At 70.9% G+C, this 20,333-nt stretch carries 17 protein-coding genes, 1 tRNA gene and 1 riboswitch; of the genes, 5 read left to right on the plus strand and 13 right to left on the minus strand.

Translation table 11 applies throughout. The annotated features are described in order from the left end of the window. Window positions 1-103 precede the first annotated feature (103 nt). Window positions 104-589 (plus strand): hypothetical protein, encoded by a 486-nt coding sequence (locus ACPU2J_RS13955; RefSeq protein WP_423833376.1) that lies wholly within the window; start codon window positions 104-106, stop codon window positions 587-589. 607 nt (window positions 590-1,196) lie between these two features. Here the strand turns inward: ACPU2J_RS13955 and ACPU2J_RS13960 are convergent. After that, entirely contained in the window at window positions 1,197-1,502 is a 306-nt protein-coding gene (locus ACPU2J_RS13960) for a helix-turn-helix domain-containing protein (RefSeq protein ID WP_423833377.1), read from the minus strand. Between the two features lie 191 nt (window positions 1,503-1,693). On the opposite strand from ACPU2J_RS13960, the gene ACPU2J_RS13965 reads away from it, so the two are divergent. Further along, window positions 1,694-1,900, plus strand: coding sequence for a hypothetical protein (locus ACPU2J_RS13965; protein WP_423833378.1), 207 nt, complete (start codon window positions 1,694-1,696; stop codon window positions 1,898-1,900). 1 nt (window position 1,901) lies between these two features. On the opposite strand, the gene ACPU2J_RS13970 is transcribed toward ACPU2J_RS13965, so the two are convergent. Further along, window positions 1,902-3,140, minus strand: coding sequence for a tyrosine-type recombinase/integrase (locus tag ACPU2J_RS13970; RefSeq protein ID WP_423833379.1), 1,239 nt, complete (start codon window positions 3,138-3,140; stop codon window positions 1,902-1,904). Between the two features lie 99 nt (window positions 3,141-3,239). Then, window positions 3,240-3,324 (minus strand) — tRNA-Leu (locus ACPU2J_RS13975). 412 nt (window positions 3,325-3,736) lie between these two features. On the opposite strand from ACPU2J_RS13975, the gene ACPU2J_RS13980 reads away from it, so the two are divergent. After that, complete coding sequence (locus ACPU2J_RS13980) at window positions 3,737-4,501, plus strand: ABC transporter ATP-binding protein (RefSeq protein ID WP_365081852.1); 765 nt, start codon at window positions 3,737-3,739, stop codon at window positions 4,499-4,501. Between the two features lie 56 nt (window positions 4,502-4,557). Next, window positions 4,558-7,107, plus strand: coding sequence for an ABC transporter permease (locus ACPU2J_RS13985; RefSeq protein WP_423833380.1), 2,550 nt, complete (start codon window positions 4,558-4,560; stop codon window positions 7,105-7,107). Window positions 7,108-7,173: 66 nt separating this feature from the next. Here ACPU2J_RS13985 and ACPU2J_RS13990 read toward each other — a convergent pair whose 3' ends face one another. The 9 genes from ACPU2J_RS13990 to ACPU2J_RS14030 form a co-directional block, all read right to left on the minus strand. Then, window positions 7,174-8,565, minus strand: a complete 1,392-nt coding sequence (locus ACPU2J_RS13990) for a class I SAM-dependent methyltransferase (protein ID WP_420080587.1) — start codon at window positions 8,563-8,565, stop codon at window positions 7,174-7,176. Window positions 8,566-8,711: 146 nt separating this feature from the next. Then, window positions 8,712-10,097, minus strand: a complete 1,386-nt coding sequence (locus ACPU2J_RS13995) for an NAD(P)/FAD-dependent oxidoreductase (protein ID WP_399823585.1) — start codon at window positions 10,095-10,097, stop codon at window positions 8,712-8,714. 484 nt (window positions 10,098-10,581) lie between these two features. Then, window positions 10,582-11,523 carry an exopolyphosphatase gene (locus tag ACPU2J_RS14000; RefSeq protein WP_423833381.1) on the minus strand — a complete coding sequence of 314 codons (942 nt, stop codon included), beginning with the start codon at window positions 11,521-11,523 and terminating at the stop codon, window positions 10,582-10,584. Then, window positions 11,520-12,062: a DUF501 domain-containing protein gene (locus ACPU2J_RS14005; protein ID WP_030716431.1), complete on the minus strand. Its 543-nt coding sequence runs from the start codon at window positions 12,060-12,062 to the stop codon at window positions 11,520-11,522. The genes ACPU2J_RS14000 and ACPU2J_RS14005 overlap by 4 nt, the downstream gene beginning before the upstream one ends. A 79-nt stretch (window positions 12,063-12,141) precedes the next feature. Beyond that, window positions 12,142-12,630, minus strand: a complete 489-nt coding sequence (locus tag ACPU2J_RS14010; RefSeq protein ID WP_399823587.1) for an FtsB family cell division protein — start codon at window positions 12,628-12,630, stop codon at window positions 12,142-12,144. A gap of 89 nt (window positions 12,631-12,719) precedes the next feature. Then, window positions 12,720-14,000, minus strand: a complete 1,281-nt coding sequence (gene eno / locus ACPU2J_RS14015; RefSeq protein WP_350994215.1) for a phosphopyruvate hydratase — start codon at window positions 13,998-14,000, stop codon at window positions 12,720-12,722. A 279-nt stretch (window positions 14,001-14,279) separates the two neighbouring features. Beyond that, window positions 14,280-14,990 carry a transglycosylase family protein gene (locus ACPU2J_RS14020; protein ID WP_423833382.1) on the minus strand — a complete coding sequence of 237 codons (711 nt, stop codon included), beginning with the start codon at window positions 14,988-14,990 and terminating at the stop codon, window positions 14,280-14,282. A gap of 3 nt (window positions 14,991-14,993) precedes the next feature. After that, window positions 14,994-15,164, minus strand: a riboswitch (cyclic di-AMP (ydaO/yuaA leader). 279 nt (window positions 15,165-15,443) lie between these two features. Continuing rightward, entirely contained in the window at window positions 15,444-16,484 is a 1,041-nt protein-coding gene (locus ACPU2J_RS14025; protein ID WP_420080583.1) for a transglycosylase family protein, read from the minus strand. 91 nt (window positions 16,485-16,575) lie between these two features. Next, complete coding sequence (locus tag ACPU2J_RS14030) at window positions 16,576-17,838, minus strand: cytochrome P450 family protein (RefSeq protein ID WP_365136018.1); 1,263 nt, start codon at window positions 17,836-17,838, stop codon at window positions 16,576-16,578. Window positions 17,839-17,988: 150 nt separating this feature from the next. On the opposite strand from ACPU2J_RS14030, the gene ACPU2J_RS14035 reads away from it, so the two are divergent. Continuing rightward, entirely contained in the window at window positions 17,989-19,167 is a 1,179-nt protein-coding gene (locus tag ACPU2J_RS14035) for a globin domain-containing protein (RefSeq protein ID WP_420080582.1), read from the plus strand. Window positions 19,168-19,255: 88 nt separating this feature from the next. On the opposite strand, the gene ACPU2J_RS14040 is transcribed toward ACPU2J_RS14035, so the two are convergent. Continuing rightward, the gene (locus ACPU2J_RS14040) at window positions 19,256-20,308 is read right to left on the minus strand and encodes a MazG family protein (RefSeq protein ID WP_420080581.1); all 1,053 of its coding nucleotides are present in this window, start codon (window positions 20,306-20,308) and stop codon (window positions 19,256-19,258) included. Window positions 20,309-20,333 lie beyond the last annotated feature (25 nt).

Consider the following 20,333-nt stretch of genomic DNA (forward strand, 5'->3'; position numbering starts at 1 on the left):
CCTGCCTGCCTCGCCGAAGGAGACAGCCATGTCCACACCCGTGCCTCCCCCCTGCAGCACCGGCCCCGACACCCCGCCCCCGCCCTCTCACTCCGGAGGAACCATGACGCTCACCGCTCCGCCCACGCGGAACGCCCACGCGCTCCTCACGAGCGACGAGTTCGTGGCCGTCACCGCGACGGTCGCCAGCAACAACCCGGACATGTCCTGGGTGAACGCCGAACGGATCGTCGACGAGGCCCTGATCTTCGTGGCGGCCGCCGCACGGTTCCCCGGCGGCATGCGGCCGTCACGTACGGTCGACGAGGGGTGGCACGCGCTCATCCTGCACACTGCCCTCTACGCCAAGCTGTGCGAGAGCCTCGGCATGTTCGTGCACCACCGGCCCGAGCTTCCGGACCCGAACCGGTACACCCCTGGGGCGCTGGACCACACCATCGCCCGGATCCGTGAGGCGGGGTTCGAGGTCGACATGGAGCTGTGGACCAGCCCGCTGGAGGGGATCCCCGTCGCGGCCAGCTGCCAGCACGACAACGGCTGCGCGGATGGGAACTGCGAAGCCAACTGCCGCGCAGACCACCCGAACTAGGTCGCGTCCGCGCTACCCTGCTGGGCTATGACCGCGTGGCATAGCCCCGACTACGGGCCGCTGATCAACCACCTGCAGGCACTGCGACGGCGGGGGAGCATCCCCGCCCGTCGGAGCGAAGTCACTGGGGGCTGCGGCGCCTGCCGCGGGTTCCGACGGACGATTCTCGTCGATGGCCTGCGACGGGTCGTCTACAGCCAGCCGTGCCTGGGCTGCCGCGGTGGCAGCGCCGGCGACCGCGAACACACTTCGACCTGACGCAGGCCCCGGCTGCCCGCCGGGGTAGGTGACCTCGACGAACGCCAGCCCGGCCGCTCCCCAGCGGTCGGGCCCTCGGCGTTCGGCGGATACCCGGCACTGCTCTGCGAGTCCACCAAGTCGGACACGCGCGGCTCGACCATGAATCGCCCCCTTCACTGTCCAAACTCTGAGAAACAGGAGCGTGCGGCCCATGGCGCATGGCATGTGCTGCTGGCAACCTACAGCTAGGAGGTGTTTACGGATGCATGTTCGAGTGGTTCGATCCGTACGTGAGGAAACCGGCGCCGAGGCCTCCACCCCGCGGGCAGCGAAGAGCGGGACCCGAGCAGGGCCCGTCTCCGCGGGCTCACGGCTGGACTAGGTCCGCCAGAGAGACGCGCAGGGCGTCGGCCAGCCCCAGCAGGACGCTGAGGGTCGGATCCGAGGTGCCGTACTCGATGCGGTGCACAGTCTTATTGTCGATCCCGACGGCCTCGGCGAGGGCCTCCTGGGTTAGGCCGGCGTCCGTGCGGGCGGCTCGGATGCGGGCGCCGATCACGCGGCGGCGGGCGAGCACCCTGTCAGGCTCAGAGGGGGGTGGCACCCGTCCACGTTGAAGTGATCTTGGGCGGATGTCCTTACCTGGCCAGGTAAATGTGTGACACACGTGCACATGGGTATGGGGCTGACCTACAGTGACAATCAGCCAACCGGCTGGAATCAGCCTCCGCCTAAATCATTACAGTTTGTACTGTTGAAGTAACAAATAGGCGGTATAGCCTACGCACCACAGACCCATCAGGACGCGCCGCGCCCCTCGGGACACCCCCACGGCAGCCCTGCGGTAGACAGCTGGGAGAGGCGATGTACGAAACCGTTTTCGATGTGATCATGCTGGCTGTGGTCGTGCTCGGCAGCATCGCCTGCGCCGTGCACAAGCGGTCTATGACCCGCCAGGTGAACGCGCTGCGCGCCGAGGTCGCGTGTGCCCGTATCGAGGGCGTCCTGGGGCCGCAGCCGCGCGCCGGGGAGACTCCCACGGTCCCCGCTCCGGCGCGCGGCAAGCGCTGACCTAGCCGACCGACCGAAGCGGCGGCCGGCCGCCCGCCAGGGCCGCCTCGATGGTTGCCATCGCGTCGTCGTCAGCCTCCGGCAGGAGGTGGCCGTACACGTCGCTGGTCGTCTGGATGGACTGGTGCCCGACTCGGCGCTGGATGTAGGGCAGGCCGTGGCCGGCGGAGATGAGCGCGGCAACGTGGGAGTGGCGAAGGTCGTGCGGGGTGGGCTTCTTACCCGCGGCGAAGACACCCGCCTGGCGGGCGAGCCGGACCGCCCGCGCCCAGCGGTCGCCGAACGTGCTGTAGTGCAGGCGGGTCCCGCCGGCCCCGGTGAAGAACAGCGCGTCGTCGTCCAGCTCGTACAGGCCGAGCTCGTCGAGGGCCTCCACCACGCTGGCCGAGATCCGGATGGTGCGCCTGGCCTTCTTCGTCTTCGGGGGCCCGAGGAAGTAGGCGCCCTCCTCGTCGCGCTTCCAAGCGCGCTGCACCCGGAGCTTCACCTTGCTGGTGCCGCGGTCGACGATGTCCTGGGGCATGAGCGCGGTGAGCTCCCCGAACCGCAGGCCGGTGCCGTACGCGACGGTCACGAGCAACTGATCCTGGCGGACGCTGAAGCACCGCATGAGCCCGTCGATTTCCTGCGGCGTCATGAAGCACATTTCGTCGTCGATCTGGTCGTCGGCGCGCGGGAGGTTGCTGAGCTTGCAGGGGTTGCGGGCGCGCAGCGGGGGCTCGGCGAGGACGGCTCGCTCGAGGACGGAGGACAGCAGGCCGTGCAGGTTCCTGATCGTCTTGGGGCTGAGCTTCTTCTTGGTGGGGCCGCGCCAGATCCAGGTCTGTTCGAGCTTGCGGATCCACGCGTCGATCGTGTCCGAGCTGAAGTGCTTGACGTTGCGGACGTCGCACTCCCCGAACGTGGGGAAGATGTAGGTTTCCAGGTCCCGGAAGCAGTCCTTGCGGTAGCGCTCCTCGATCCCGGTCCTGTTCTTGAACATGGTGGTCGCGTAGGTCCGGAACCGGTATTCGTCGTCGGACTCGTCGGCCTCGTCCACGATGAACCCGCGGCCCTTGACCCACCCGGGGGGCCAGCGGTTGCCGGCCTCGTCGACCGCCGCCTTGAAGACGGCGGCCTGGACGTCGTCCTCGAAGGTCTCGGACTGGCCCCGGCCGTCACGGCCGCCGCCGTCGCGCCACTTGACCTGATAGCTGGTGATCTCTCCTGCGCGGTTCTTCCGCGGGTGCACGCTCGCCATGGGCGCATGCTAGTGCCGGTGTTCCCGATGTGTTCCCATGCTCGCAAAAGATCTTGGCCGCGTGTACTCGTATGCCCTGGTCAGGTGGGGTGCAACGGGTGGTGCCCGGAGCCGGACTTGAACCGGCACGGCCCGAAGGCCAGCGAGGTTTAAGCTCGCCGTGTCTGCATTCCACCATCCGGGCAGGGCGTGGCGGCCCCCGTGGAAAAAGCCGTGAACGCTGGGCCGAGCCTATCCGGAACGACCTGTCAGTCGATCAGGGGCCAATGCGATGTTGTCTGATTTTATTGGCGCTTGAGGGTCCGTCAGACCTCAGATTGCGCGGTCGGCCCGTTCTGGACGTCGATCACCCCGTGTGCGGGAATGACGGGATTTCGATGTCCCCGTCACCACCCCGTGCACCGCCCTCCCCGCCGGCCCGGCTCCCCCTCCGCCGACGGAGGCTCCTGTCATACCAGAGGAGGAGGCCCGGGCGCCGCCCGTCAGACTCCAGTGGGCCGCTGAACAGGCACGGCGGCTGATCCGCCGGGGGTGTGCCCGCGGTGAGGATGGAGGGGTCCCCGCACCGCAGACCGAGGAGCCCTCCCGTGACCACCATGAACTACGCCCCGCACACCTCCCAGGGCGTGGCCGCCCGCGCCACCAACCTGTCGAAGGTGTACGGCCAGGGCGAGACCCAGGTGGTCGCCCTCGACGACGTCTCCGTCGACTTCGGCCAGGGGCAGTTCACCGCGATCATGGGCCCCTCGGGCTCCGGCAAGTCCACGCTGATGCACTGCGTCGCCGGACTGGACACCTTCTCCGCCGGATCCGTCCGCATCGGCGACACCGAGCTGGGCAGCCTGAAGGACAAGCAGCTCACGCAGCTGCGCCGCGACAAGATCGGCTTCATCTTCCAGGCGTTCAACCTGCTGCCGACGCTGACCGCCCTGGAGAACATCACGCTCCCCATGGACATCGCCGGCCGCAAGCCCGACAAGCAGTGGCTCGACACCGTCGTGGACATGGTCGGCCTCTCCGGCCGCCTCGGCCACCGCCCCACCCAGCTCTCCGGCGGCCAGCAGCAGCGCGTCGCGGTCGCCCGCGCCCTCGCCGCCCGCCCCGAGATCATCTTCGGTGACGAGCCGACCGGAAACCTCGACTCCCGCTCAGGCGCCGAGGTCCTCGGCTTCCTGCGCAACTCCGTCCGCGAGCTCGGCCAGACCGTCGTGATGGTCACCCACGACCCCGTGGCCGCCTCCTACGCGGACCGCGTCATCTTCCTCGCCGACGGCCGGATCGTCGACGAGATGTACGGGCCCACCGCCGACGGCGTGCTGGACCGCATGAAGGCCTTCGACGCCAAGGGCCGCACCAGCTGACCCGGGCCGCCCCCGAAGACCTCCTCCAGACTTCCAGCCCCCAGGACTGAAACCCCATGTTCCGTACCGCCCTGCGCAACGTCCTCGCGCACAAGGCCCGGCTGCTGATGACGGTGCTCGCCGTCACCCTCGGCGTCGCCTTCGTATCCGGCACCCTCGTCTTCACCGACACCCTGAAGAAGTCCCTCTCCGGCCAGAGCGCCAAGGACTACGCGGGTGTCGCCGTCTCCGTCACCTCCTACGGCCAGAGCCGCAACGAGGACGGCGAGAAGGAGGGCGAGCCCGGCATAGGCCAGCAGACCCTCGACAAGGTCAAGGCGCTCCCGGGCGTCGACACCGTCTCCGGCCGCGTCTCCGGCTTCGCCGGCGTCGGTGACGAGAACGGCAAGCTCATCGGCTCCGGCTGGTCCAACAAGGGCGCCAACTACACCCCGGTCAAGGACGGCAAGGACCCGCGCTACACCTTCGTCCAGGGCGCCGGCCCGGCCAAGGCCGAGGAGGTCGCGCTCGACAAGGCCACCGCGGACCAGGGCGCGTACAAGGTCGGCGACAAGGTCCGCGTCGCCACCAACGGCCCGGTGAAGGAGTACACCCTCGCCGGTGTCTTCACCACCGAGGACGGCGCCGTCCAGGCCGGCGGCAGCCTGGTGCTCTTCGAGACCCGGGTCGCCCAGGAGCTCTACCTCAAGCCCGGCTACTTCCAGGAGCTGTCGGTCTCCGCGAAGAGCGGCACCTCCGCCGACCAGCTGCTCGCCGACGTCAAGCCGCTCGTCGGCAAGCACACCGAGGCCAAGACCGGCGCGGCGCTCGCCGCCGAGCAGGCCCGGCAGATCGAGCGGGGCCTGAGCCAGCTCAGCACCATGCTCCTCGTCTTCGCCGGCATCTCCCTCTTCGTCGGCATCTTCCTGATCTACAACACCTTCACCATGCTGGTCACCCAGCGCACCAAGGAGCTGGCCCTGCTGCGCGCCGTCGGCGCCAACCGCGGCCAGGTCATGCGCTCGGTCCTCGTCGAGGCGCTCGTCGTCGGCTTCGTCTCCGCCGCCGTGGGCCTGATCAGCGGCATCGGCCTGGCGGTCGCGATCCGCTCCGCCATCGGCTCCCTCGGGGCCAAGCTGCCGGGCGGCTCGCTCGTGATCGCCCCGGGCACCGTCGCCGCCGCGCTCGTCATCGGCGTCGTCGTCACCACCGTCGCCGCCGTGCTGCCGGCCTGGCGCACCGGCCGGATCGCCCCGGTCGCCGCCATGGGCAGCGCCCACCTGCCGGCCACCTCCAAGTCGCTGCTGGTCCGCAACATCCTCGGCTCGGTCATCGGCGTCCTCGGCGTCGGCCTGGTCTTCCTCGGCGTGTCCACCGGTGGCAACACCGGCCGCATGACCATGGGCGGCGGCGCCTTCTTCATGCTCATCGGCCTGATCGTGCTGCTGCCGCTGCTCTCCCGGCCCGTCATCGGCGCCGCCCGCCCGCTGCTGCAGAAGCTCTTCGGGATCCCCGGCAAGCTCGCCGCGCAGAACGCCGTCCGCAACCCGCGCCGCACCGCCGTCACGGCCGCCTCGCTGGCGATCGGCCTGACCCTGGTCACCACGCTGTCCGTGTTCGGCGTCACCGTCGGCAAGGTCGTCGACCGCATGAGCACCGAGAAGCTCAAGGCCGACTACCGGGTCTCCATGTCCTCCGACGCGGGCAGCCTGGACAAGTCCGTCGCCGAGACCCTGGACAAGGCGCCCGGCATCACGGCGGTCTCCCCGGAGACCCTCGGCTACTTCCTCGTCGACGGCGACTTCCGGGCCGCCTCCGGCGTCACCCCCGGCGCCATCGAGCGGCTGCTCAACATCGAGGTCCTCAGCGGCTCGCTCGACAGCCTCGGCCGGGGCGAGCTCGCCGTCGCCCAGAAGACCGCGGAGAAGGCCGGCTTCACCGTCGGCAGCACGATCAGGCTGAAGTACGACGACGGCCAGGAAGCGTCCGTGAAGGTCGGCGCGATCTACAAGGACATGGAGGGGCTGCTCTCCCCGTACGTCATCGACAACAAGATCCTCAGCGAGCACAGCGAGGACATGTACATCCCCAAGGTCTACGTCAACGTGGACGGCGGGGCCTCCCAGGCCGCCCAGCAGAAGGTGGTCGACGCCCTCGGCAAGAACCCGGCCATCACCGTCGCCACCCAGCAGGACATGCGCAACGAGATGGGCGGCATCATCAACACGATGCTGAACATCATGTACGGCCTGCTCGGCATGGCCCTGATCGTCTCGGTGCTCGGCGTGGTCAACACCCTGGCCATGTCCGTCTTCGAGCGGACCCAGGAGATCGGCATGCTGCGGGCCATCGGCCTGGACCGCAGCCGCGTCAAGAACATGATCCGCCTGGAGGCCGTGGTCATCTCGCTCTTCGGAGCCGTCCTCGGCATCGTCATCGGCGTCTTCCTCGCCTGGGCCGTCGGCACCACGCTGACCAAGGCCCTGCCGGGCTACGAGCTGATCATCCCGTACGACCGGATCGGCCTCTTCCTCCTGCTGGCCGCCGTGGTCGGCGTCCTGGCCGCCATGTGGCCGGCCCGCAGCGCCGCCCGCCTGAACATGCTGACGGCCATCAAGACCGAGTAGCGGCGACCGTACACACGGCCGGAGCCCCGGGGCACTGCCCCGGGGCTCCGGCGTTTCCCGGACCGGTCAGGCCGGGGTGCCCCAGGTCCGCAGGCGCAGCGGGAGCTCCGAGGAGCCCGTCGGGGCCGGACGGACCGCGAGGATCTGGTTGACCCCGAGCCGGTCGTGCTCGAAGCCCAGGGCCGAGGCCGCCATGTACAGCTGCCAGACCCGCGCGCGGCCGGGCGAGGTCAGGGCCACGGCCTCCTCCCAGTGCTCCTCCAGCCGGGCCACCCAGGCCCGCAGGGTCAGCGCGTAGTGCTCGCGCAGCGCCTCCACGTCGCGCACCTCCAGCCCGGCCCGCTCCAGCTCGCCCACGGTGGTGCCGAGGGGGGAGAGCTCACCGTCCGGGAAGACGTACGCGTCGATGAACTCGTCGACGTGGTAAATCGATTCGTCCGCCTCGGGCGGGCGGGCGATCTGGTGGTTGAGCAGCAGACCGCCCGGACGGAGCAGCGCGTAGAGCACCCCGGCGTACTCTCGGTAGCGGTCGGCCCCGACGTGCTCGGCCATGCCGATGGAGGAAATGGCGTCGTAGGGGCCGTCCTTGACGTCCCGGTAGTCCTGGACGCGGATGTCGACCCGGTCGGTGAGCCCCTCGTCGGCGACCCGCTTGCGGGCGTACGCGGCCTGCTCGCGCGAGAGGGTGACGCCGGTGACCCGGGCACCGTACGCGCGGGCGGCGTGCAGGGCCATGGAGCCCCAGCCGCAGCCGACGTCGAGCAGCCGGTCCCCGGCCTTCAGGCCGAGCTTGCGGCAGACCAGGTCGAGCTTGTCGTGCTGGGCCCGCTCCAGGGTCGCGCCGGGACTCCAGTAGGCACAGGAGTACACCATGGACGGTCCCAGGACCCGTTCGTAGAAGTCGTTGCCCACGTCGTAGTGGTGGCTGATGGCCCGTCGGTCGCGGCCCTTGGTGTGCCGTCCCCCGGCGCGCCGGGCCGCCTCCTCGGCGGGCGGCGGGGGCGCGGGAAGGGGCCTGGCAAGGGCGAGGAGGTCCCGTATGGCGGCGCGGGTGTCGCCGTCGCGCAACAGGGCCGCGGTCTGCGCGGCGGCCGAGGCCCGCCGCGGCAGCCGGGGCGGGCGGGGCCGCAGTCCGGCCGGCCGGGAGGCGGCGGGCGCGGCCGGGGGCACCTCGGGCGCGGGGCCGCGTCCGCGCTCCCAGAGCAGGCCCGCGACCCGGTCCAGGAGCTCGAACAGGTCGCCCTCCACGGTCAGGTCGCCGGCGACCCAGGCCCGGGCCAGGCCGAGCTCGCCGGGCTTCCACAGGATCCGGCGCAGGGCCCGGCGTCCCCGGACGACGAGCACGGGGCCGTCCAGGGGCCCGGCCTCGCTGCCGTCCCACGCGCGGATGCGCACGGGCAGGGGGCCGCCGAGCAGGGTTTCGGCAAGAGCGGCCAGCCGCGGAGCGGCGTCGGTCATGGCGCACCTCCACAAAGTTCCGACCCATCCGTCTACCCATCCGCGGCCCCGGGTACGCCGAAGGGGCCGCCCGCACCACGGATGGCGGGCGGCCCCTTCGGGGACGTGCTGTCGGCCGGTTCAGCGGCCTGCCTGCTCGCGCAGGGTCAGGAGGCCTTGGCCTTCTCGGCCGGGGCCGCGGCGGCGGCCGGGGCCGGCGCCGGCTTGGCGGCCTCGTAGAACTCCTCGCGCGGGGTCTCCAGCGCACCGAGGGAGACGACCTCGCGCTTGAGGAACATGCCGAGGGTCCAGTCGGCGAAGACGCGGATCTTGCGGTTCCAGGTCGGCATGGCCATGCCGTGGTAGCCACGGTGCATGTACCAGGCGAGCCGGCCCTTGAGCTTGATCTTCATCTTGCCCATGACGATCATCGCGACGCCCTTGTGGAGGCCGAGGCCCGCCACCGCACCCTTGTTGGAGTGCGAGTACTCGGTCTGCGGGAAGCCCCGCATGCCCGAGATGACGTTGTCGCCGAGGACCTTGGCCTGGCGCAGCGCGTGCTGGGCGTTCGGCGGGCACCAGGCGTTCTCGACGCCGGCCTTGCGGGAGGCCATGTCCGGAACCTGGGCGTTGTCGCCCGCGGTCCAGATGTAGTCCGTGCCCGTGACCTGGAGGGTCGGCTGGGCGTCCACGTGGCCGCGCGGGCCCAGCGGCAGGCCGTAGCGGGCGAGCACCGGGTTCGGCTTGACGCCGGCGGTCCACACGATGGTGCTGGAGTCGACCTCGAGGCCGTTCTTCAGCACCACGCGGCCGTCCACGCAGGAGTCCATGGAGGTGTTGAGGTAGATCTCGATGCCGCGGGACTCGAGGTGCTCCTTGCCCCAGGTGCCGAGCTTGGGCCCGACCTCGGGGAGGATCTTGTCGGCCGCGTCGACCAGGATGAAGCGCATGTCCTCGCGCTTGATCGTGGAGTAGTACTTCGCGGCGTCGCGGGCCATGTCCTCGACCTCGCCGATGGTCTCCGCACCGGCGAAGCCGCCGCCGACGAAGACGAAGGTGAGGGCCTTGCGGCGGACGTCCTCGTCCGTCGTGGACTCGGCCTTGTCGAGCTGCTCGAGGACGTGGTTGCGCAGGCCGATGCCCTCCTCGACACCCTTCATGCCGATGCCCTGCTCTGCGAGACCGGGGATCGGGAAGGTGCGGGAGACGGCGCCGAGGGCGATCACCAGGTAGTCGAAGGGCAGCTCGTACGCCTCGCCGACGAGCGGCGTGACGACGGCGACCTTGCGGTCCTGGTCGATGCTGGTGACCCGGCCGGTGAGAACCTCAGCCTTGGGCAGCACGCGTCGCAGCGGGACGACGACGTGCCGAGGCGAGATGCTGCCTGCGGCCACTTCGGGGAGGAAGGGCTGGTAGGTCATGTACGAGCGCGGGTCGACGACCGTGACGGTCGCCTCGCCGTAGCGCATCTTCTTCATGATGCGCTTGGCTGCGTACAGGCCTACGTACCCACCTCCTACAACGAGGATCCTGGGACGCTCCGTGGTGCTCATGAGAACGAGTATCCAGCACCCATTGGGGTGTTGCTCGTGAGCCCCTTCACAAGGAGTCGGAGGGCCTCTGCTACACTCCGCCGCCCACGTGACGGACGTCATGGCGTGCGACGGGAACCAAGAGGTATCGGGAGTCGTTGTGCACCCGTCCTGAACTGGCCTCCAGGGCCGGAAGCGGAGTAGACCACCGGGTTCGTGGATACCTACCGACCCCACCCGCCGGCCCCCGCGATTCGCACGAACGCACGCCCCGGACACCTCCGCGGACCTCCGGAAAGGGCCGAAGGACCCCTCCGGCACACGATCAGGCACTTTTTCCTTGTGAAGAACTTCACGAACCTCGTGTGCGCGAGGGGACCTAAGACCCCCGTAAAGGCCTGCCGAAGGTCCCGGAACGCGCACAGCACCCCCCGGATCGTCCGTCCCGGAGGGCGCTGCACATGGGATCCACGGGCCAGGCCCGCGATGACCTTTCATCCCCGGGTCAGGCAACGCTCCAGGCGATGCCGTCCAGGATGTCGTGCTCGGAGACCACGACCTCCTCGGCGCCGGTGCGCTCCATGATCGCCAGGAGGACCAGGGCGCCCGCGCCGATCACGTCGACCCGGCCCGGGTGCATCACCGGGATCGCCGCGCGCTCGTCGTGCGTGGAGGTCAGCATCCGCTCGGTGATCTCGCGGACCTGCTCGCGGGAGATGCGGGAGTGGTGGATCGCCGACGACTCGTACGCGGGCAGCCCGAGAGCGATCCCGGCGAGGGTGGTCACCGAGCCCGCGAGGCCCACCAAGGTGCGCGCCTCGGCCAGCGGGACGGTCTCGGCGGCCAGGTCCAGGGCCGCCTCGATGTCGGCGCGGACCGCGGCGATCTGCTCCTCGGAGGGCGGGTCGGTGACGACCCCGTCCACCACGAGGTGGCGTTCGGTCATCCGGACGCAGCCGACGTCCACGGAGCGGGCGGCCCGCACGTGGTCGTCGCCGACCACGAACTCGGTGGAGCCGCCGCCGATGTCGACCACCAGGAACGGCCGGGCCAGGTGCTCGTGCGCAGCCAGCTCCCGGGTGGCCCCGGTGAAGGAGAACTCGGCCTCCTGGTCGCCGGAGATCACCTCGGGCTCGACGCCCAGGATCTCCACGACGCCCCGGACGAAGTCCTCCCGGTTCTCGGCGTCACGGGAGGCGGAGGTCGCCACGAACCGCACCCGCTCCGCACCGAGCTCCTTGATGATCCCCGCGTACTCGCGGCAGGCCGCGAAGGTGCGCTCCAGGGCCTCCGGGGCCAGCCGGCCGGTGCGGTCCACGCCCTGGCCGAGCCGGACGATGGTCATCCGCCGGTCGAGCTCGACCAGCTCGCCCGTGGCGGGGTCGCAGTCCGCCACGAGCAGCCGGATGGAGTTCGTACCGCAGTCGATGCCCGCGACCCGGGTCACCGGGACTCCTCTTCCTTCTTCTCCCCGCACGGGGTGACGCAGGCGCCCTTGGCCCACCACTCGGGCAGCATCGCCAGGGCCTCGTCGCCGAACGGGTTCACGCCCGGGCCGGCGGCGAGGGAGTGGCCGACGAGCACGTGCAGGCACTTGACCCGGTCCGGCATGCCGCCGGCGCTCGGGAAGCCCTGGAGCACCTCGATGGCGTCGCGGCGCCGGATGTAGTCCTCGTGCGCGGCCTGGTAGGCGGCGGCGAGTTCCGGGTCCTCGGCGAGCCGGGCCTGCATCTCCTTCATCACGCCGTTGGCCTCCAGCGTGCCGATCGCGGAGGCCGCGCGCGGGCACGTCAGGTAGTACAGCGTCGGGAAGGGGGTGCCGTCGGGAAGCCGCGGGGCGGTCTCGACCACGTCGGGCTGACCGCAGGGGCAGCGGTGCGCGATGGCGCGCAGCCCGCGCGGCGGGCGGCCGAGCTGCTGCTCGAACGCCTCGATGTCGGCGTCGGTCGGCTCGGTCCGGTCGGTCTGGGGCGGGGGCGTCTGCATGCCTGGAGGAAGTCTCTTCGTTCTCGTGGATGGGTGCTGCGGTGCTTCGGTGCTCGGTGCTTCGGTGCCGGGTCGCCGGTCAGTCGCCGGGCCGGTCGGCCTTGTCGACGCCGTCCCAGACGTTGGAGTACCAGGGGCGGTCGGACCCGGTGTGTCCGGTCCTGCGCGGCTGCGGCGGCTGGGACCCGGGGTCGCTCATGATGTAGCCGATCTCCCCCGGTCGCAGGAAGTGCAGGTGCCGGCGCGCCTGCTGTTCCGCGTAGGCGTCGTCCTGCCAGCGGGCCTTCTCGTCGCGGAGCCGCTCCAAGCGGTCCCGGGCGGAGGCGGCGTCCCGCTGCTGCTCGGCGATCTCCGAGCGCTGGGAGACGTACTGGCGCATCGGATACGCGAGCGCGACGACCAGCGTACAGAGGACCAGCACCAGGAGTGCGGCGCGGCCGGTGAGCCGGCTGCGGCGGACCTGACGGCGCGACTGCGAGCGGTAGACGTGGGCGGCGGTGCGCTCACCGAGCTGCTTGAGCCGCGTGGCTGTGGAGAAGGTGGAGAACCGATCCCGGTTCCCGGCCATTGGTCCGCCTCCCCTTGGTACGCCCTACGCAATACGTCCCCGCACACGGTACGGGACCGAGTGCGGGGACGTACGGAGGCAGAGCGTGATTAGCCCTTGAAGCGCGGGAAGGCGCTGCGGCCCGCGTACACCGCGGCGTCGTCGAGGATCTCCTCGATGCGCAGCAGCTGGTTGTACTTGGCGACGCGGTCCGAGCGGGCCGGGGCGCCGGTCTTGATCTGACCGCAGTTCACGGCGACGGCGAGGTCGGCGATCGTGACGTCCTCGGTCTCGCCGGAGCGGTGCGACATCATGCACTTGAAGCCGTTGCGCTGGGCCATCTCGACGGCGTCGAGGGTCTCGGTCAGCGAACCGATCTGGTTCACCTTCACGAGCAGGGCGTTCGCGGAGCCCTCCTCGATGCCGCGGGCCAGGCGCTCCGGGTTGGTGACGAACAGGTCGTCACCGACGATCTGGACCTTGGAGCCGAGGCGGTCGGTGATGGTCTTCCAGCCGTCCCAGTCGTCCTCGAACAGCGGGTCCTCGATGGAGACCAGCGGGTACGCCTCGACGAGCTCGGCGTAGTAGTCCGTCATCTCGGCGGCCGAGCGGGACTTGCCCTCGAACTCGTACTGGCCGTCCTTGTAGAACTCGGACGCGGCGACGTCGAGCGCGAGCGCGATGTCCGTGCCCGGGGTGTAGCCGGCCTGCTTGATGGCCTCGATGATGAGGTCGAGCGCGGCGCGGTTGGACTCCAGGTTCGGGGCGAAGCCGCCCTCGTCACCGAGACCGGTGGAGAGGCCCTTGGTGTGGAGGACCTTCTTGAGGGTGTGGTAGACCTCGGCGCCCCAGCGCAGGGCCTCGGAGAAGGACTCCGCGCCGATCGGGGCGATCATGAACTCCTGGATGTCCACGTTGGAGTCGGCGTGCGACCCACCGTTGAGGATGTTCATCATCGGAACGGGCAGCAGGTGCGCGTTCGGACCGCCGAGGTAGCGGAAGAGCGGCAGGTCCGAGGCCTCGGACGCGGCGTGGGCGACGGCGAGCGAGACGCCGAGGATGGCGTTGGCGCCGAGCGAGCCCTTGTTGTCGGTGGCGTCCAGGTCGAACATGGCCTGGTCGATCAGGCGCTGCTCGGTGGCGTCGTAGCCGACGAGCTCCGGGCCGATCTGCTCGATGACGGCGAGGACGGCCTTCTCGACACCCTTGCCGAAGTAACGGTCGGGGTCACCGTCACGGAGCTCGATGGCCTCGAATGCACCGGTGGAGGCGCCGGACGGAACGGCAGCACGGCCGGTGCTGCCGTCGTCGAGGCCCACCTCGACCTCGACCGTGGGGTTGCCTCGGGAGTCCAGGATTTCCCGGGCTACGACGACGTCGATGGACGGCACGAGCATCTCCTTCTGGGATGTGACGCTGGGTGTGCGGTGGCGTGTCAGGCCGTGGGATGGCCTTGCCGCCTAGAGCCTAACCGGCTTCCGGGGTACGACCGGCCGACCGCCCGCCCCCTGGGACGAAAAAGGGGCCGAATACCCCTCTTCCGGGACATAGGTCTCTCGATGAGCAGCCCGGGCGTCCGCACACACCGCCGCCCGGCGCGTGGGGGGAAGGGCGCCGGGCGGTGGGAAGTGCGTGCGTTGCGTACGCTTTTGCGGCTGTCGCCGCGAGGGTCAGCTGAGCTTCAGCTTCTGACCCGGGAAGATCAGGTCGGCGTCGGAGACGATGTCCTTGTTCAGCTCGAAGAGCTTCTCCCAGCCGCCCTTGACGCCGTTGGCCTCGGCGATGGTGCCCAGGGTGTCGCCGGCCTTGACCTCGTAGGAGCCGTTGCCGGTCTTCACCGCGGGAGCCTCGGTGCGCTCGGAGCGGGTGGTGGGGGCCTCGGCGCGCTTGGTCTCCTTCTTCGGCGCGGCCTTGGTCTCCGTCTTCTTGGTCTCGGTCTTCTTGGTCTCGGTCTTCTTCGGCGTGGCCTTCGGCTTGGTGGCCTCGGTGGAGCCGCCACCGGTGTACGAGGAGTTCGACAGGCCCTTGCCGCAGCTCGGCCAGGCGCCCTTGCCCTGGACCTTCAGGACCTTCTCGGCGACGGCTATCTGCTGCGCCTTGCTGGCCTGGTTGGCCTGCGGGGCGTAGGACTTGCCGCCGAAGGAGGACCACGTGGAGGGCGAGAACTGCAGGCCGCCGTAGTAGCCGTTGCCCGTGTTGATGGACCAGTTGCCACCGGACTCGCACTGGGCGACCTTGTCCCACTCGGACGCGGTGGCGGCACTGGCGGTACCCGCGGCCATCAGCGGGGCGGCGACGGCAACACCGGCGACACCGGCGAGCGTGACGATGCGGACGGCCTTGGAGCCGCGGCGGTGCTTGCCCTTGCCGGAAAGCAGCATGAGGTTTCTCCTCACCGACGCCTACGAGGTGAGCTGTCGGGTTCGGGCCTGTGAGTGCCCGGCGGTGCGACCTAGCGCACCACTTCACCCCTAGCCGGTACATGACCGTCTCTCAACGGCCTTTCCCGGCACCTACCTTGGTTCCCCCGCTCCTGCCTTCGGCGCTTGACGCGACGACTGTTCCCCCCGTCCGCCGGCAGGACTCGGCGATGCGGTCGAAGGAGCTCGCGGTGGCGAGCGATTCAGAAGGTAGACACAGCTCTCCCCGATGTTCAACGCGGAACATCGGGGAGAACGGGCCCCTACTTGCGCTCTCCGCAGGGGTGTTTGCGCAGGTGAGAACGGGGTTTGCGGAAGCCCCGGGGCAGGACACGCCAGTTGACCCGAAGAGACACATGTCTCACTTACAGAAAACAGACAATCAAGTCTTTCCGGATGTCCGAAGTGCCCTTGTTACGTGGTTAGATCCAGGTTCTGTCCGGGCTTGATCAGGTCGGCGTCCTCGCCGATGACCTGCTCGTTGGCCTGGTAGAGGCCGCTCCAGCCGCCCTTCACGCCCTTGGCAGACGCGATGGTGGCCAGGCTGTCGCCCGCCTTCACCGTGTAGAGGGGCTCCGACGCGGCACCGGAGGGGGTGCCGGAGGGGGCCGGGGAGGGGGTGCCCTCCTCGGGGGCGGGCGCACCACGGTGCTTCCCGCTGCCCTCGCCGACGCCGGCGTCCGGGACGGCCGGGGCGCTCGGGTCGACCGGGACGGTCGTGTCCGACGGGGAGGGGCTGGGGCCGGTGGGCGTGGTGGGCGCCGTCGGGTCGGCCGGGGTGGCCGGCGCGGTCGGGTCGGCGGGGTTCACCGGGGTCGTCGGGTCGACCGGGGCGGTCGGGGCCGTGGGGTCGACGGGGGCCGTCGTCGGCACGTCCGGGACGGGCATGACGGGCAGTCCGACGGACGGCGCGTCGGGTATGAGGTACGGGGTGCCGGAGGGGCTCGGGGTCGGGCTGCCGAAGTCGGTGGAGCGCTCACCGCCGCCGGTGGTGGGCACGGCCGCGTCCGGGCGGGACGGCGTGGGGGTCACCGGGCCGGAGCCGCCGGGCATGCCCGGGTCCACCTCGGCCGCGGGGCCCTGCTGGGTGAGCCCGGCCGTGGCCGCGCACATCGGCCAGGCCTGCGGTCCCTGCGCGGCCAGGACGCGCTCGGCGACGGCGATCTGCTGGGACCTGCTCGCCAGGTCGGCCCGCTCGGCGAAGTCGAGCCCGCCGGCGCTCTGCCACTGCTCCTGGGAGAACTGCAGCCCCCCGTAGGCGCCGCTGCCGTAGTTGGCGCTCCACGCGCCACCACTCTCGCACTCGGCGACCCGGTCCCACGTGGAGGTGTCGGCGGCGGTGGCGCTGGTGGCGGCCAGCAGCGGCAGGGCCAGTGCAGAGCCAGTGACTCCGGCTGTGACTACCAGCGCGGGGACCTGGCGGGGGCGTCTGTGACGGCCGTTCCCGGAACGCATGTGGTGCACCTTTCGCATAACAGCGGGGTAACGGCAGAACCTAGCGGCCTTTGAACGATTGTCACAAGTTCGGTCGGAAACTGACGTGCGGTCAGGGGTTTAGAGGGGTGAACCGCACGGGAAGGGTGCGCAGGCCGCGCATAATCAACCCCCCTCGCCAGCGCAGCTCTTGGGGTGGAACGGCCAGTTCCAGATCGGGCAGGCGCATCAGCAGTGTGCCGAGCGCGGTCTGCCCCTCCAGCCGGGCGAGCGGGGCGCCGAGGCAGTAGTGGATGCCGTGCCCGTACCCGAGGTGCTGGTTGTCGGTCCGGGAGAGGTCGAGCACGTCCGGGTCGGCGAACCGCTCGGGATCCCGGTCCGCGGCCGCGAGGACGACCAGGACCGGATCGCCGGCCTCGACCGGCTGCCCGCCGAGGGTCAGCGGCTCGGTGGCGAACCGCCAGGTGGCCAGCTCCACCGGGCCGTCGTAGCGCAGCAGCTCCTCGACGCCGGTGGCCAGCAGCCCGGTCTCCCCCGCGGCCAGCGAGGCCTGGAGGCGTTCGCGCTGGCCGGGGTTCATGAAGAGGGAGTGCACGCCGTTGCCGATGAGGTTGACCGTGGTCTCGAAGCCGGCGAACAGCAGGATGAAGGCCATCGCCGTGGCCTCGCCCTCCGTCAGGTGGTCGCCGTGGTCGCTCGCCCGGATCAGGTCGGAAATGAGGTCATCGCCCAGATCATCCCTTTTGCGGTGGATGAGTTCACCGAGGTAGGTCCGCATCTGCTTGACCGAGCGGGCGACCCCGCCGCGCGGACCGCCGCCGTGGCGGATCATCATGCCCGCCCAGTCGCGGAAGTCGTCCTGGTCCTCGCGCGGTACGCCGAGCATCTCGCAGATGGCGTAGATGGGGAGCGGAAAGGCGAACTCGTGGATGAGGTCCGCCTCCCCCCGCGCCGCGAAACCGTCGATCAGGTGGTCGGTGAGCGCCTGCACCCGCGGGGTGAACTCGGCGACCCTGCGCGGGGTGAACGCCTTCGACACCAGCCGCCGCAGCCGGGTGTGGTCCGGCGGGTCGATGTTGAGCAGGTGCGTCATCAGCTCGGCCTTGCGCTCCCCCGGGATCCCGGTCTTGCCCTTGGCGTGCGCGGGCTCGGCGTGGTGCGCCGGGTTCTTGCTCAGCCGCTGGTCGGCAAGGGCCTGACGGGCGTCGGCGTACCGGGTGACCAGCCAGGCGTCCACCCCGCTGGGGAGCTTGGTGCGGTGCACCGGGGAGTGCTCGCGCAGCCAGGCGTAGGCCGGGTACGGGTCGGTCGCGAACTCCCACGTGAAGAGTTCGGGCCCCGCCTCGGCGGGGGGAGGGGACGGCTGATCGTGCATGTCCCCGACAGTAGCCGCACCCCCGACCGCTCATCCCCTATGCCCCAATGGTCGCGGCTGTCCATGGATCGGTCATCACTTGACCTGAGCTCGCCCGGCGTTCCTACTTTCGCTTCTGTGGATGCGAGGATCTTGAAAAGCAGTTTTGCGGTGGTGGAGCGACGGGCCGAGCAAGCCGTCAAGTTCTTCTACTCCCACCTCTTCTGGCACAACCCGGACATCCGCGAGCTCTTCCCCGCCTCCCCCGAGGACATGGAACGCCAGCGCGACCGGCTCTTCGCCGCGCTCACCCACGTGGTCTCCCGGATCGACGACGACTCCCTCGGCCCCTACCTGCGCGACCTGGGACGCGACCACCGCAAGTTCCGCGTGGGCCCCGAGCACTACGCCGTCCTCGGGTCCAGCCTCCTCGCCGCCCTCGCCGAGACCTCGGGCGCCGCCTGGACCCCCCGGGTGGAGAAGGCCTGGGCCGAGGCCTACCAGGTCGTCGCCGACGCCATGCTCGCGGGCGCCGCCGCGAGCGAGGACCCGCCCTGGTGGGACGCGGAGGTCGTGCGCCACCTGCGGTACGGCGAGGACGTCGCCGTCCTGACCCTGCGTCCGCACCTGCCCTTCCCCCATCTCCCGGGCCAGTACGCGGGCGTGAGCAGCGACCGCGTCCCGCGCACCTGGCGCACGTACTCCCTCGGCAACGCGCCCCGCGCCGACGGCACCGTCGACCTGCACGTCAGCCGGATCCGAGGCGGCCGGCTCTCCCCCGCTCTGGTCGCCGAGACCCGGCCCGGCGAGGTCCTGAGGATGGGCGCGGCCGGCGGACGGCTGACCTTCCGGCGCACCGACCGGCCGGTGAGCCTCATCGCGGCCGGCACCGGCTGGGCACCGGTCCGGGCCATCCTGGAGGACCTCGTGGAGCATCCCCCCGACCAGGACGTACGGCTCTTCGTGGTGGCCCGGGACGGCGCGCACCTCTACGACCGCCCGCTCATCGACGCCTACGCCGCCTCCTGCCGGTGGCTCGGCGTCACCTACATCACGCCCGCCCCCGGGCAGCACCGCAACCAGGCCACCGACCGGCTCGCGACCGCGCTCTCGCACCGCGGCCTCTGGCCCGACCAGGACGTCTACCTCAGCGGGCCCGCACCGTTCATCGGCGAGACCGCGCACGTCCTGGAGGAACTGGGGGCCCGCCCCGACCGCCTCTTCCACGACCGCGTCCCGGCGGTCGGCACGGGCAACGGCCCCGGCGGGCGGCCGCTGGGCTTCGGCGAGTGGTTCCTGCACCGGCCCGCTCCGCACTGGCACGACCCCGCGGCACGCACCCCGGAGTGACCCGCGCGGGCAGCTGCCCCGGAGCGGGACACGGCGCGGGACACGGCCGGGGGCCGCCCGTCCTCGTAGGCACCCGCCCGTCGGCCCGTCAGCCGTCGACGCCCTCCGCCGCCCGGATCGCCTCCCGGTAGACGCGGGCCGCCGCGCGCAGCGCGGTCTCGGGGTCGACGCCCTCCGCCTCGGCACGCGCCGCCAGTTCCAGCAGCTCGTACCCGATGCCCTCGCCGCGGGGCAGCTCGACGGCCACACCGCCCGCCCGGGCCCGGCCCGCGAGCTTCGCCGCGAGCGCCAGACCGGGCTGGCCCACGGGCACCCCGTCGGTCACCGACTCCCGCTGCTTCTCCACGGCCTTGGTCCGCTGCCAGTGCGCGTGGACGTCCTCGGGGGTCTCGGCCTCGGCGTCGCCGAAGACGTGCGGATGGCGGTGGATCAGCTTCTCGACCAGCGCTCCGGCCACGTCGTCGATGGAGAAGGCCCCGAGCGTGCCCGCGCCGTCGTCCTCGTCGCCCTCCTCGTCCCCGTCACCGTCGCCTTCGCCGCCGGCCGGGAGGCCCTCCTCGGCGATCCGCGCGTGGAAGACGACCTGGAGCAGCACGTCGCCGAGCTCCTCGCGCAGCTCCTCCCGGTCCCCGGCCTCGATGGCCTCGACCAGCTCGTAGGCCTCCTCGATCGCGTACTTGGCGAGACCGCGGTGGGTCTGCCGGGAGGTCCACGGGCACTCGCGCCGGACCCGGTCCATGACCTGGACAAGGTCGAGCAGGCGCGCGCCGGGCAGGTCGTAGGAGCCGGGGAGCAGTTCCAGGCCGGGCATGGAGACCCGGCCGGAGCCCGCCAGCCGGGCCAGCCCGTCGGTCAGCCGCCGGTCGCCCTCCCCGCCCGGGAGCACCACGACCGTACGGCCGCCCGCGCAGGCCTCGACCAGCTCGTGGGCGTCCGGGGCCGCGTGCTCCACCTCGACGCCGGCCTCCCGCAGGTACGGCAGCTGCGGGTGGCCGGGGTCGGCGCACAGCACGCGGTCGGCGGCGTGCAGGACCTGCCAGGCCGGCCAGGACAGCACGCCGGGCGCGACCCGGTGGCTGGTGGTCAGCAGGACGATCCGGCCGGTCGGCTCGGGGGCGGTGGACTGGGAGTGGTCGGTCACCCTCCGAACCTACCCCCGTCCGGGG

The sequence above is a fragment of the Streptomyces manipurensis genome, assembly GCF_049570255.1.
Lineage (GTDB): Bacteria > Actinomycetota > Actinomycetes > Streptomycetales > Streptomycetaceae > Streptomyces > Streptomyces manipurensis.

Coding starts and splice junctions, on each gene's coding strand:
- ACPU2J_RS14005 (WP_030716431.1), bottom strand. CDS start 12,062: ATGCAGACGCCCCCGCCCCAGACCGACCGGACCGAGCCGACCGACGCC.
- ACPU2J_RS13970 (WP_423833379.1), bottom strand. CDS start 3,140: ATGGCGAGCGTGCACCCGCGGAAGAACCGCGCAGGAGAGATCACCAGC.
- ACPU2J_RS13985 (WP_423833380.1), top strand. CDS start 4,558: ATGTTCCGTACCGCCCTGCGCAACGTCCTCGCGCACAAGGCCCGGCTG.
- ACPU2J_RS13995 (WP_399823585.1), bottom strand. CDS start 10,097: ATGAGCACCACGGAGCGTCCCAGGATCCTCGTTGTAGGAGGTGGGTAC.
- ACPU2J_RS13980 (WP_365081852.1), top strand. CDS start 3,737: ATGAACTACGCCCCGCACACCTCCCAGGGCGTGGCCGCCCGCGCCACC.
- ACPU2J_RS13990 (WP_420080587.1), bottom strand. CDS start 8,565: ATGACCGACGCCGCTCCGCGGCTGGCCGCTCTTGCCGAAACCCTGCTC.
- ACPU2J_RS14010 (WP_399823587.1), bottom strand. CDS start 12,630: ATGGCCGGGAACCGGGATCGGTTCTCCACCTTCTCCACAGCCACGCGG.
- ACPU2J_RS14030 (WP_365136018.1), bottom strand. CDS start 17,838: ATGCACGATCAGCCGTCCCCTCCCCCCGCCGAGGCGGGGCCCGAACTC.
- ACPU2J_RS14020 (WP_423833382.1), bottom strand. CDS start 14,990: ATGCTGCTTTCCGGCAAGGGCAAGCACCGCCGCGGCTCCAAGGCCGTC.
- ACPU2J_RS14025 (WP_420080583.1), bottom strand. CDS start 16,484: ATGCGTTCCGGGAACGGCCGTCACAGACGCCCCCGCCAGGTCCCCGCG.
- ACPU2J_RS13955 (WP_423833376.1), top strand. CDS start 104: ATGACGCTCACCGCTCCGCCCACGCGGAACGCCCACGCGCTCCTCACG.
- ACPU2J_RS13965 (WP_423833378.1), top strand. CDS start 1,694: ATGTACGAAACCGTTTTCGATGTGATCATGCTGGCTGTGGTCGTGCTC.